This is a genomic window from Luteibacter sp. NPDC104163, assembly GCF_055584245.1.
The window spans coordinates 267,024-279,839 of record NZ_JBVJMK010000005.1 but is presented as its reverse complement, the minus strand read 5'-3'; the positions used below and the strand labels follow the sequence as shown (position 1 = coordinate 279,839).

At 65.0% G+C, this 12,816-nt stretch carries 10 protein-coding genes; 5 read left to right on the top strand and 5 right to left on the bottom strand.

Annotation, left to right across the window (positions count from 1 at the left end):
- The first annotated feature begins 334 nt into the window (after window positions 1-334).
- Together ACZ6YI_RS08935 and ACZ6YI_RS08930 are read left to right on the top strand one after the other, a co-directional pair.
- A complete protein-coding gene (locus ACZ6YI_RS08935; protein ID WP_465778334.1) occupies window positions 335-1,276 on the top strand; it encodes an ATP-grasp fold amidoligase family protein in 942 nt (313 codons plus the stop codon).
- 141 nt (window positions 1,277-1,417) lie between these two features.
- Window positions 1,418-2,083, top strand: a complete 666-nt coding sequence (locus ACZ6YI_RS08930; RefSeq protein WP_465778333.1) for a DUF3313 domain-containing protein — start codon at window positions 1,418-1,420, stop codon at window positions 2,081-2,083.
- Window positions 2,084-2,131: 48 nt separating this feature from the next.
- On the opposite strand, the gene ACZ6YI_RS08925 is transcribed toward ACZ6YI_RS08930, so the two are convergent.
- The 3 genes from ACZ6YI_RS08925 to ACZ6YI_RS08915 all read right to left on the bottom strand — a co-directional run bounded on the left by ACZ6YI_RS08925 (window position 2,132) and on the right by ACZ6YI_RS08915 (window position 5,125).
- A complete protein-coding gene (locus tag ACZ6YI_RS08925) occupies window positions 2,132-2,566 on the bottom strand; it encodes a hypothetical protein (RefSeq protein WP_465778332.1) in 435 nt (144 codons plus the stop codon).
- A gap of 356 nt (window positions 2,567-2,922) precedes the next feature.
- Window positions 2,923-4,041, bottom strand: a complete 1,119-nt coding sequence (locus ACZ6YI_RS08920; RefSeq protein WP_440327500.1) for a fatty acid desaturase family protein — start codon at window positions 4,039-4,041, stop codon at window positions 2,923-2,925.
- A gap of 7 nt (window positions 4,042-4,048) precedes the next feature.
- Entirely contained in the window at window positions 4,049-5,125 is a 1,077-nt protein-coding gene (locus tag ACZ6YI_RS08915) for a ferredoxin reductase (RefSeq protein ID WP_465778331.1), read from the bottom strand.
- A gap of 94 nt (window positions 5,126-5,219) precedes the next feature.
- Between ACZ6YI_RS08915 and fabR the strand changes: the two genes are divergently transcribed.
- Window positions 5,220-5,867, top strand: coding sequence for an HTH-type transcriptional repressor FabR (fabR, locus tag ACZ6YI_RS08910; RefSeq protein ID WP_465778330.1), 648 nt, complete (start codon window positions 5,220-5,222; stop codon window positions 5,865-5,867).
- 91 nt (window positions 5,868-5,958) lie between these two features.
- On the opposite strand, the gene ACZ6YI_RS08905 is transcribed toward fabR, so the two are convergent.
- Window positions 5,959-6,495, bottom strand: coding sequence for a YaeQ family protein (locus ACZ6YI_RS08905; RefSeq protein ID WP_465778329.1), 537 nt, complete (start codon window positions 6,493-6,495; stop codon window positions 5,959-5,961).
- Between the two features lie 147 nt (window positions 6,496-6,642).
- Between ACZ6YI_RS08905 and ACZ6YI_RS08900 the strand changes: the two genes are divergently transcribed.
- Both ACZ6YI_RS08900 and ACZ6YI_RS08895 read left to right on the top strand, forming a co-directional pair.
- Complete coding sequence (locus tag ACZ6YI_RS08900) at window positions 6,643-7,086, top strand: DUF2231 domain-containing protein (RefSeq protein ID WP_465778328.1); 444 nt, start codon at window positions 6,643-6,645, stop codon at window positions 7,084-7,086.
- Window positions 7,079-8,392 (top strand): PQQ-dependent sugar dehydrogenase, encoded by a 1,314-nt coding sequence (locus ACZ6YI_RS08895; protein WP_465778327.1) that lies wholly within the window; start codon window positions 7,079-7,081, stop codon window positions 8,390-8,392. Before ACZ6YI_RS08900 ends, ACZ6YI_RS08895 begins: the two co-directional genes overlap by 8 nt.
- 261 nt (window positions 8,393-8,653) lie before the next feature.
- On the opposite strand, the gene ACZ6YI_RS08890 is transcribed toward ACZ6YI_RS08895, so the two are convergent.
- Window positions 8,654-12,796: a chemotaxis protein CheB gene (locus tag ACZ6YI_RS08890; protein ID WP_465778326.1), complete on the bottom strand. Its 4,143-nt coding sequence runs from the start codon at window positions 12,794-12,796 to the stop codon at window positions 8,654-8,656.
- Window positions 12,797-12,816: the final 20 nt, after the last annotated feature.

Below are 12,816 nucleotides of genomic sequence, written 5' to 3'. Positions count from 1 at the left end.
GGTGTGGGGGTGGTGGTTTTTTTTTGGTTTTTTGTGGGGGGGGTTTGGGGGGGGGGTTGGGGTGGGGGGGGGGGTTTTTTTTTTGGGGGGGGGGGGGGGGGGGGGGGGTTGGGGGGGCCCCCCCCCCCCCGCGCGCCCCCCCCCGCTCCCACAGGAGACTTCGTCCGATACGGACGTGCGTCACACCGTAAACCTCGACTGTTCAGCAACGTGATTGTGTCATTCATCACGTTTCTTGCCGGATTCGGCTATGGTTGCCGAAAATGCGTGGTGGCGCGCAGGCCCGACCTGTCTGCGCCGCCTCGCCCGGATGGCGGGCAGGGAGGGTGCAGGGATGTCAGCGAAGTTCACGAAACGCAGCCTGGTCCAGCGACTGCCGAGCTGGTCGTTTATCGACGCCACCGTGCATTTCGCCAGCTTCCTCCGTCAGCACAGGCGCCTGCCGCGGCGCGAAAGCCAGCTGGTCAACGATGTCATTTACCGTCTGAAGGCTTCCGGGGAGTTGCAGGATCCGTTGCGCGTCTTCGTCACGGATAAGGAGCTGCTGAAGGTCTACGTGCGGGACACGCTGGGCGACACGTTCAACGTCCCGACCACTCGAATCCTGCGGCATGTCAGCGAGGTGAGCGACGACGTCTTCCCCGAACGTTGCGTGATCAAGCCCACGCACGCGAGTGGCGAAGTCATCGTCCGGCGTGACGGCGAGCCGCTGGATCTCGCGCGTATCCGCCGCTGGTTCCAGCTCAACTATTACCGACGTTCGCGCGAGCCAAATTATCGGTACCTGCAACCCAAGGTGATCGTCGAGCCGCTGGTCTTCGATGCGGACGACCTCATCGACTACAAGATCTTCTGCGTGGATGGATCGCCTCGGCTGATCCAGGTCGATGCGAATCGCCACGTGCGCCATTGCCGGCGTTTCTTCGACCTTGACTGGCAGCCACTGCATTTCGGCCTGGTTTATGAGCGGGGAACCATCGATGTCGCCCGGCCGGATAACCTCTCCGCGATGCTCGACACCGCGGCCCGGCTCAGCCGCGGCTTCTCGCTTATCCGCGTGGACCTTTACTCGAACGGCGAACAAGTCCTCGTCGGCGAACTCACCAACTGCCCCAGTGGCGCAAACGGCATTTTTTATCCAGCCGATGGCGAGGCCACGGCATCGAGGATCATCCTTGGCGACGTGGTACGCGACGCGGTGAGGCCGCAGGTCAGCCTGACAGGGCCGGTGGCCATCGATACGCTTGATCTGGGTGATCTTGTCCGCGACGAGTGATGGCCCTGGCCGGGATCTGGCTATACGGCTTTGCACTCGGTGCCATAGGTATTACTACGGACTTCGGGCGCTCGGGATTACGGAATGCCCACGCGATACATCGGACTAACGTAGCGCCACCTGCCTACGAGGAGCGCTGCCATGCGCCCGTCCGTGTTTGCGTTATCGGCGCTGCTCGCGCTTGTTTCGTTCCCATGCATAGCGGCGGATCCGCCGCCCAGCGGCTTCCTCGAGAGCTATCCAACCCTCCAGCCGGACCCGAAACACCCGGGAGCGTCTATCTACATCGCGCCAGGGGCATCGCTCAAAGGCTTTACCAAGGTGGAGCTGGATCCGATCCTCGTCTGGTACGCGAAGGACTCGAGCTATCAGGGCATCGATCCCGACGAGCTCGCCGCGGTCACGAAGAACTTTCGATCCGCCATTGTGAAGCATCTTGAACCCGCCTACCCGGTGGTCGACGCGGCAGGCCCCGATGTGCTCCGCTTGCGCATCGCCATTACCCAGGTCGAAGCGCAAAAGAAAAAGCGCGGGATCCTGGGCTACACGCCGATCGGCTTCGTGGCCGGTGCGGTCAAGGATGCCGCCACCGCCGGACCTAACGTCAACCTGGGTTCGGCGACCATCGAAGCGGAGTTGCTTGACCCATCCGGGAAGCAGATAGCCGTATCCGTTGATCCGCTGGTCTCCGACAAGGCAAAGAAGGAAACGCTGACCTGGAAGGAAATAGGACAGATGCTCGACGCCGCGGGTGCGCGGATCCGCGCACGCCTCGACGCCGATAACACGGGCGTGCCAGGAAACTGATGCGACGATCGCCGCACCGTACGGAACCCGCGGCTGATGTTCAGCGGCTCAGTGCCCCCTGAGCGTGTCAGCCGCTTCGGCCATCAGCGGCTGGCCGTTCAGCCGCAGCAGGATGCCGACGAAGCCCACGGCGATGCCGAGCAGGGCGGTCAGGGTGCCGCCGGCCCAAAGGGCGACCTGCAATTTGGTCGGGTAACGCGTGAGCGCCTGCGAGATGCCGTTGAGTTTTTCCATGATGAGCGAGGTCGTGCCATCGATCTTGGCATCGAGCCGGGCTACAGCCCCGTCGATTTTGGTGTCGAGCCTTTCGACCGCGCTATCGATCTTGGCGTCGAGCCTCTCGACCGAGCTGTCGATCTTCTGCTCGAGCCTGGTTACCGTGCACTCGAGCGACCCGACCCGGGATTTGATTTCCCGTACGTCGCCCTTGATGACATCGACGTCGTCGCGAAGGTGATGTACGTCGTTTTCCAACTTGGTCATGCGCGTTTGCATTTGCGTGCGATCTTCCTGGATATGTACCGCGTGACGCGCTGCCGGCAGATGACGACGCGACAGCGTGGTTTGAAGTTCTTGCGATCTTGCCGCCATGAGAGTCTTCGACACAATGAGTGGTGGGTTGGAAGATGGTATGGCATCGCACTCTTGGCGGTGCCCGCCCCATTGCGTAGGCGTTTTCTGACTTCCGCGCGTGTTGGCGGCTGTTCACGCCTCGCGCGCGCCCTTGCGTATGACGAGCGACACCACCGTGAGGGATTTCTCGAAAAGCAGCGCCGCGAAGCAAATCGCCCGCGCGATGACTCGTGCGGGCGATCAGGGTGTGCCGATGTGTCGCGCGATCAGGTCGCCGGCACTTCCTTGCGGATGCGCACGGCGCGCGGACGGCTGGGCAGCGCGTGGCGCAGGATGCGCCAGACGACCTGGCCGAACTGGCGCGGCAGGGAGCCGGTGTTGTAGTGCTGGCCATAGCGAGCGCAGATCTCGCGCACTTCGACGGCCATGGCCGCGTAGCGATTGGCCGGGAGGTCCGGATAGAAGTGGTGCTCGATCTGGTGGCTCAGGTTGCCCGACAGCACGTCGATCACCTTGCCGCCGCTGATGTTGGAAGAACCGCGCAGCTGACGCAGGTACCAGTGACCGCGGGTTTCGTTACGCAGCACTTCCTTCGGGAACACTTCGGCATCCGCGGTGAAGTGGCCGCAGAAGATGATCACGTAAGTCCACACGTTGCGGAGGCCGTTGGCGACCAGGTTGCCGAGCAGCACCGGCAGGAAGAACGGGCCGGCGAGCAGCGGGAACACCACGTAATCCTTCAGCAGCTGCTTGCCCATCTTGCGACCGACGGGGCGGAACGCCCGGCGCAGGTCGCGGAACTTCATCTTGCCAGCGAACAAGCGGCCGACGCGCAGGTCCTGGATCGCCACGCCCCACTGGAACAACAAGGCAAAGACCACTGCGATCGCCGGCTGCATCAGGTAGAACGGGCGCCAGCGCTGCTCAGGGAAGATGCGCAGCAGGCCGTAGCCGATGTCGTCGTCCATGCCGCGCACGTTGGTGTACGTGTGGTGCTGGAAGTTGTGCGTCTTCCGCCAGGCCCGCGACGTGGCGACAATGTCCCACTCGTAGGTCTTGCCGTTGAGCTTCGGGTCGTTCATCCAGTCGTACTGGCCGTGGATGACGTTGTGGCCGAGCTCCATGTTCTCGAGGATCTTGGACAGGCCAAGCAGCAGGGTGCCGAGGATCCACGCGGGCACGAGCACGGTATGGACGAAAGCGCCGAGGAACAGCAGTGCGCGGCCCAGGACGCCGGTCCAGCGCACGCCTGCGACGACGCGACGGATATAACGCGCGTCACTCGGGCCAATATCGGCCTGGACGCGTGCGCGCAGTGCATCGAGTTCGGCGCCGAACGCATCGAGCTCGACAGCGGAGAGGGTGCGGTTGCGAGTACGGCTCATGTCGGTCTCAAAGATCCAGGATCAGGTCGGTGGTCGGCGCGCTGACGCAAAGGCGAAGCTGCGTCGACGGTTCGCTGCTGCGGTCACCGGTGAGAAGGTGGCGGGTGGTGCCGGTCTGGCGTTCGCACGCGCAGCTGTTGCAGATGCCCATGCGGCAGCCATGCGCCGGGCGGACGCCCTGGGCTTCCAGGCCCTCGAGCAGGGACTGGTTGCGGGAAAGCTTCAAGGTGCGGCCGCTGCGGGCAAGGTGCACGTCCACTTCGCCTGCTTCTTCCATTCCGATGGCCGCTGGGAGACTGAACGCCTCGGCCTCAAAGCTGGCGACCTGGCCAGCGAGACGCACACGCGCCGCCTCGACGAAGCCGCCCGGGCCGCAGGCGAGGACGCGGCGCTGGTCGAGCGCCGACACCGCCCCGAACGACGTCTGGTCGACACGCGCGGCAGGCGTGGTGCCTTCTCGGGTCAGCAGGAAATGCACGCGCAGGCGCGGATGGGCCGCTGCAAGCGCGTCCAGCTCATCGACGAAACAAAGCTCGTCCTGCTGGCGTGCCCAGTAGAAGAGATCCACGTTCCGCGGCATGCCACGGTCCGCAAGGTCGCGCAGCAGCGCTCGCATGGGCGTAATGCCACTGCCGGCGGCCAGGAGCAGCAGGTCTTCGCCAGCGGCCGCGAGGGTCATCGCGCCGAAGGCCGGATCGAGGCTGATGATCTCGCCCACCCGTGCGTCGCGCGCCAGGTACGTGCTGACCAGTCCGCCGTCGATGGCCTTGACGGTGATGGCCAGCGTGCCATCGGCGAGCGAGGTGGGGCTGTAGCTGCGCACAAGCCGGCGCCCAGCGATGGTCACGCCGATATTCACGTGCTGGCCGGCGCGCATCCCGGCCCAGTGGCCGTTCGGGCGGAAGACCAGGGTCACCGCGTCACGGCTCGCGGCGGTCCTTGAGACAAGGCGCGCCAACGGCTGTTCCAGGGTCCAGAGCCGGTTGACCCGGGTGGCCCAGAAGTCGAACAGGGCCGGGGAGACCGCGCGCCGGGCCAGGCGCAGCGGCCAGCGGGGTTTGGGGGCGGGGAGGGCAGCGTTCATGGGCCCATACTATACGAACACATATACGAATGTGTATACACATGTATATTTCTTGACCGAGGTATCATTTCTCCTCGAACGAACGGGCCCCGCCATGTCATCCAGCCTTCTCCTGCCGACCGCCGACGCGCCTCCCGCCCGAAAGGGTGCGATTTCGCGCGAAGACCTGCTGGCCGCGACCCTGAAAATCATCGGGCCGAACCGCAGCCTGTCGACGGTGAGCCTGCGCGAGGTGGCCCGCGAGGCGGGAATCGCGCCGAACAGCTTCTACCGCCAGTTCCGCGACATGGGGGAGCTGTCCGTGGCCCTGATCGACCTGGCGGGTAGCTCGCTGCGCACGATCATTGGCCAGGCACGCGAGCGGGCGACGTCGACCGAGCGGAGCGTCATCCGGGTCTCGGTCGAGACCTTCATGGAGCAGCTGCGCGCGGACGACAAGCTGCTCCACGTCCTGCTACGCGAGGGCGCCGTCGGCTCGGATGACTTCAAGCACGCGGTCGAGCGGGAGCTCGCCTACTTCGAGGACGAGCTCCGCGTCGACCTGATTCGCCTGGCCGCGGCAGATGGGGCGACCCTCTACCAGCCCCAGCTGGTCGCCCGCGCGATCACCCGACTGGTGTTCGCCATGGGCGCCATCGCGATGGACCAGCCGCCCGAACGCGATCCGGAATTGATCGAAGAGATCTCGCAGATGCTGCGCATGATCCTGACCGGCTCGCACGCGCTGAACCGGGCGACTTAAGAGATCTTGTGGGAGTGAGCTTGCGAGCGATGCTCTCCCGCAAGTCCATCGCGCGCAAGCGCGCTCCCACAAATACGCTACGGCGAAGCACTCACGCCAGCGTCGTCAGTTCGATCGGGATCACCGTTTCGCCGCTGATGACCTGCGCGTGGCCGTCCTGGACCATGAACTGCAATTGCATCGTGCGCTCGGTGAGCGCCGCCAGGGCATCGACCGTGGCCGGTGCCACATCGATGACCGTGACGTTCTTCGTCCGTGCCACCGCCGATGACATCTTCTTCCACCACACCTCGGCGCCACGGCCGCTGTAGGTGTAAATGATCACCCGGTTGGCGCGCCCGGCCGCGCGGCGGATGCGCTGCTCATCCGGCTGGCCCAGCTCGATCCACAGGTCGACCTCGCCCGTGAGTTCCTTGCGCCACAGGTCCGGCTCGTCGTCGGAGCTGATGCCCTTGCCGAACACCAGCGATTCGTCGGCGTTCAAGGCGAAGGCCAGGACGCGGACCATCATCCGCTCATCGGTCTCCGAGGGGTGCTGGGCGATGGTCAGGGCGTGGCCCTGGTAGTAGTGGCGGTCCATGTCGCTGACCTGGAGGTCCGCCTTGAAGACCGTGGATTTGAGTGCCATGGGGTGCCCGGGGCTCGAAAGTAGCCGCCAAGCGTACACGTGTGGGAGCGTGCTTGCGCGCGCTCGCACATGCGCCGGGGGATCCATACAAGGCCTAGACGTAGGGCGGGCCTACTATCCGCTGGACTTCCCAGGGGCACTAAACCCATGAGCTACCCAGCCGCACCACGCCGTTCCGCCGTGGCCAATGCCATCTACGGCCTCCTCAATCCCATCCCGTTCGGCTTCTTCGTCGCCGCGATGATCTTCGACATCATCTACGCGAAGACCGGCACCATCCTCTGGGTCAAGGCCGCGGCCTGGCTGATTACCCTCGGCCTGCTGCTCGCGATCATCCCGCGCCTGGTCAACCTGGCCCAGGTCTGGATCACCTCGCGCCGTTTCAGCACGGGTGCGGACCACGTCGATTTCTGGCTGAACTTCGTCGCGATCGTCGCGGCGATCCTCAACGCCTTCGTCCACAGCCGCGATGCCTACGCGATCATGCCGGCGGGGATGTGGCTCTCCGTGCTCACGGTGCTGCTCATCGCCATCGGCCACGTCATCATCGCCGTGCGCTACTCCACGGACCGGGGATACAACCATGTCTAAGCATCTCTACCGTGGCGCTCTCGCCCTGGCCTGCATGGCCATGCTCGGCGGCTGTGCTGAAAAGGCCTCGCAAAGCGCGGCCGACCAGTCCGGCGGCAACCCGTCCATGCCCAAGGCGCAGAACTTCCTGGTGCCGCCGATGCAGGTGCCCGATTTCGCCGGGTGGAAGGACGGTGCGATGCCCACCGTCGCCCCCGGCCTGAAGATCGAAAAGATCGCCGGTGACCTGAAGCATCCGCGGCAATTGCTGACCCTGCCGAATGGCGACGTGCTTGTCGTCGAGTCCAACGGCCCCGGCGAGGAGGCCGTCACCACGCCCAAGCAGTTGATCGCCGGCATGGTGAAGAACAAGTCGGGCAAGGGTGCCAAGGGCGGCAACCAGATCACGCTCCTGCGCAAGGGCGGCTCCGGCGAGTGGGAGAAGCATGTCTTCATCAAGGGCCTGCATTCCCCGTTCGGCGTGCAGTTGATCGGTAGCACGCTCTACGTGGCGAACACCGATGCGATCGTGACCTTCCCGTATACCGATGGCCAGACCGAGATCACGGCACCCGGCGTGGAGTTCACCGACCTGCCTTCCACCGTCAACCACCACTGGACCAAGGCACTCCAGGCTAACGCCGATGGCACCAAGCTCTACGTGGGCGTGGGCTCGAACAGCAACATCACCGAGAACGGCCAGGAAATCGAATACCGCCGGGCGAACGTGCTCGAGGTGGACGTGGCCAGCCGCGGCAGCCGCATCTACGCCTCGGGCATTCGTAACCCCACCGGGCTCGCGTGGGATCCGACCACGAACAAGCTCTGGGCCATCGCCAACGAGCGCGATGAAATCGGCGCGGACCTCGTGCCCGATTACATGACCAGCGTGACCGAGGGCGCGTTCTACGGCTGGCCCTACAGCTACTACGGCCAGCACGTCGACACGCGGGTGATGCCGCAGCGGCCGGACATGGTGGCGAAGGCCATCCCGCCGGACTATGCGTTGGGCTCCCACGTAGCTGCATTGGGCCTGACGCTTTCGCAAAAAAATGCGCTGCCCGCGAAGTACCAGGTCGGCGCCTTCGTCGGTGAGCACGGCAGTTGGGATCGCTCGCCGCTCAGCGGCTACGCCGTCGTGTTCGTCGCCTTCCAGGATGGCAAGCCCGTCGGCAAGCCCGAGACGCTGGTCAGCGGCTTCTACTCGAAGGATGAAAAGCAGCTGTTCGGCGCGCCGGTCGGCGTGACCTTCGACAAGGACGGTGCGCTGCTGATCGCGGACGACGTGGGCAATACGGTGTGGCGCGTGACCTCCGCCGCGCCGTAACAGCCGTTGTGGGAGCGCGCTTGCGCGCGATGGGTCTTGCGGCAAACCCCATCGCGCGTAAGCGCGCTCCCACGACCGGGCATCCAGCGGGCCGGGGCTCGCCCAGCCGTTCAGCAGTGTGAAGAGCGACCTCGCGGCGGATCACATCGCACACCACCATCGCACCCCATAGTGCGCCGGCCTGCAGACGGCTTCCCCCGCCTTTTAACGGGCAGGCAGGTCCCGGTACACCAGCGTCCGGGACCTATTTTTATGCCTGGTCTACGCAGGCCCGGACCGCGCCTCGATCAAACCTGCGAGGGTGCTGGTCAAGGTCGCCAGGGATACCGGCTTGCCAAGATGCGCATCAAAGCCGGCTTCCAGCGCCTTGCGCTGGTCGACCTGGCGGCCGAAGCCGGTCAGGGCTACCGCGATCAGACCGTTGTGGTTCGGCATCGCGCGCACCTTGCCGATCAGTTCGTACCCGTCCATGTCGGGCATGCCGATGTCGGAAAGCAAGGTGTCGAAGATGCCTTGGGCAAGGTGTTCCAGCGCTTCCTTGCCCGTGCTTGCCGTCGTGACGGTGGCGCCTTCCATGCCGAGCAACTCGGAGAAAGGCCCCAGCAGTTCAAGGGAATCATCGACGATGAGCACGCGCCGATCGTGCAAGACGGAGCGCCGGCTTGCCTTGCGCCCGCCCGGCTCGTCGAGGGCAAGCGTGGTGGGACCGAGAGGCAGGCGGACCGTGAAGGTCGCACCCTTGCCGAGGCCTTCCGACCGCGCGTCGACCGAACCACCGTGCAACTGCACGAGATCGCGCACGAGTGCGAGGCCAATGCCGAGCCCGGCCGCAGGCGATCGACGATTATGGCCCTGCTCGAACATGTTGAATGCACGGTTCACCAGTTCCGGCGGCATGCCGGTGCCATCGTCCTCCACCTCCAGCGTCGCCTCGGTGTCCCCCACCTCGAGCGCGATACGGATACGGCCGCCGTCGCGGCCGAACTTCACCGCGTTGCTCATGAGGTTCCAGATCACCTGGTCGATGCGCGTTGCGTCGGCCGAGATGACAAGGTCACCTTCTGGCAACTGGAGCTCAAGGCTCATGTGCCGGCGTGCGAGCTGTTCTTCCATGCCGTCGGCGATGCGGCGGATGCATTCGGAGAGGTTGACGGCGGTGAGGGCGAGGGTGAGCTTGCCCGTGTTGAGGCGGGACAGATCGAGCAGGTCGTCGATGATCTGCGCCTGGCCCTCGACCGTGCGCCGGATCGATTCCGCTGCTGAGCGGGTCGCCGTGTCCTTCTTCGTGCTCGACGAGCGTGCGATGAGCTCGGCGTTCATGAGGATCAGGTTGAGCGGATGCTTCAGCTCGTGCGACATCACGGCGAGGAACTGGTCTTTCAGCTCGACCGCGTTCTGCGCCTGTTCGCGCGAGGCTTTCTCCGCCGTGAGCAGGTCTTCGCGCTCGCGTTCCCGCTGCTTGCTCGCGGTCGTGTCGCGCGAGATGTTGGCGAAGCCGTGGAATCCACCCTGGTTCAGCGACACGGTGATGCCGCTGCAGAAGATGCGCTGGCCATCCGAGCGCACGTGCCAGCGGTCACTGGTAGCACGGCCCTCGGCAAGGGCGATCTCCATCTCACGGCGGTATACACCGTGGACGCGGTCCTCGGGCGTGAAGATCAGATCCGCATGCTGGCCGATCGCGTCGGCGGCGGAGTGGTGGTAGATCCGCTCGGCGCCCCGGCTCCAGAGCGTGATGATGCCCTCGGCGTCGGTGTTGATGAACGCATAGTCGGTCGCACTGTCGGCGATCAGCCGCATGCGTTCCTCGCTGCTGCGCGCGGCTTCTTCGGCCGCGCGGCGGCGGGTGATATCGATGAAGGTGAGTACGGCACCCTCGATGCGATCCTCGGCGGTGCGATACGGCAGGATGCGCACGATGTACCAGCGGCCATCCTGTCCGCCCACCTCGCGCTCGATGCTGCGCAGCGCCTGGAAGGCCTGTGCAGCATCGGAAGCCAGGTCCGGGTAGTGCAGGCTGTGGTTCAGGTCGAGCAGCGAGCGGCCGACATCGGCGGAGATCAGGCGGAAGATATCCGCCGCGCGCGGGGTGAAGCGCTTGATGCACATGTCGCGGTCAACGAACACCGTGGCGATGTCCGTGGATGCGACGAGGTTATGCAGGTCGTCGTTGACCTTGGCCGTCTCGTCCACCTTGAGCTTCAGTTCGTGATTTACCGTGATCAGCTCTTCGTTGATCGACTGGAGCTCTTCCTTGCTGGTCTCGAGCTCCTCCGTCGCCGAGCGGAGCTCCTCGTTGATCGACTGCAATTCTTCATTCGAGGCCTTCAGCTCCTCGCTCGAGGTCTCCGACTCCTCGATCGTGATCTGGAGCTGTTCCTTCGCGCGGCGCAGCTCCTCCTCGAGCTGCAGGAGCAGCGGCGGCTGCTCCTGGTCGCCACTGTCGGGGGCGCCTTTTTCGGCAGGGCCTTCGTGGAAGATGACGAGCGTGAGGCCATGGTTAGCCCCGGCCACGTGAACCGGCCTGACCTCGACGCTGACAGTCATCGGCTCGCCCTGGCGCGACCACGGCACGGCACGCGAGCGCACGGGGCGATCGTTCTGTGCGGCGCGGTACAGCGATGCGCGCAGTTCCAGGCGCAGCTCAGGCACGATCAGCCCGGTGATCTGATACGACGGCGCCCCACCCGAGATGCGCAGGAACTCGCCAGCGGTCGGAGACATGTGGGCGATATGCCCGTCGTGGTCGACCAGGATGCTGGGGGGAAGCTGTTCCTCGAGCGCTTTGCGGTGGATGTCGCCCAGGGCCCTCGTACCGCGGTCCTGGCTGGCTTCCGCCGCCGCCAGGCCGAGGTTGGGCTGCACCGGCAACTGCCGGGACGGTGCCTGCAGGTAGAGGCCAGAGCGGGGGATGCGGGTGGCGCGGTAGATCCGGTTCTTCTTGTCCACCGGCGAGAAGTACTTCGACGCCACCTCAGCGGATTCCGAACTGCCGAGGAAAAGGTAGCCGCCCGGCTTAAGGGCGAAGTGGAACATCTCAAGCACATGCGCCTGCACATCACGGTTGAGATAGATGAGCAGGTTGCGGCAGGTGATCAGGTTGAGCTTGGAGAATGGCGGATCCTGCAGCACGTTATGCCGCGCGAACATCACCCGCTCGCGCAGCGGCTTGGTCAGCTTGTACAGGTTCTCGTCGCGTACCAGGAAGCGGGCGACGCGTGACGGCGTGATATCGGTGATGACCGAAGCCGGGTAGCTGCCGTGCCGGGCAAACACGATGGCATCGTCGTCGATGTCCGTAGCGAACACCTGGACCGGGAGGTCCTTCGGCGCCGCTGCTTCGGCCAGAAGCATCGCGATGGAATAGGCCTCTTCGCCCGTCGCGCAGCCGGCGCACCACGCGCGCAGCTGCTGGTCCCCATCCGCAGGGTCGATCAGGTGCGGGATAACATCGCGCTCCAGCGCCTCGAAGGCCTCGCGGTCGCGGAAGAAATTGGTGACGCTGATGAGCATGTCCTTCAGCAGCGCGGGGCGCTCATGCGAATGCTCCTGCAGGTACGAGCGATACGCGGCAAGCGTCGTCAGCCCATTGATCTGCATCCGCCGCTCGATCCGGCGCAGAACCGTGGCACGCTTGTACGAGCGGAAATCGTGGCCGGTCTTCGTGCGCAGGATCAGCATGATGTCGCGCAGCGCTTCTTCATTGACCGCCGATTCCGAGAGATCCGGTGTATCGCTCCCCTCGGTGTCCCGCGGATCCACGCGCGGAATCGATATACGCGTAGAGTCGCGGCCGAGCGCGAACAGCCGGTCGGGAATATCGGACAGGGGCAATACGATATCGGCGGAACCGGTGGCTATCGCCGAACGCGGCATCTGGTCGTATTCCGCATCGTCGGGATGCTGGACGATGGTGACGCCCCCGCGCTCCTTGATCCGCGCGATGCCCACCGAGCCGTCCGCGCCGGTACCGGTCAGCACCACGGCAATCGCTCGTTCGCGATGTACCTCGGCCAGCGTGCGGAAGAAATAATCGATGGCGACGTGCTTGCCCTGGCCCCGTGCCAGATCCGTCAGCCGCAGGTAGCCGTCGTTCATCGACAGCGCCTTGCGCGGCGAGATCACGTAAACCTCGTTCCTCCGCAGCGGCACGGCCTCCGTGACCTGGGTCACCGGCATGGAGGTGGAGCGCTGCAGGATCTGGTCGGCCATGCTGTCGTGCTTGGGCGACAGGTGCATCACGATGACGAACGCCATGCCCGGGTTCGCCGGCATGGCCTCGAAAAACTTGACCAGCGCGCCAAGGCCGCCCGCGGACGTGCCGATGCCCACGACCGGAAAGTCGAGGTGACTGGGCGTCAGCATCGGGTCGGCTTCGGGATCGCGCGGCGGGGGCTGGGACATCAAGGTTGGCCTTGCTCGAC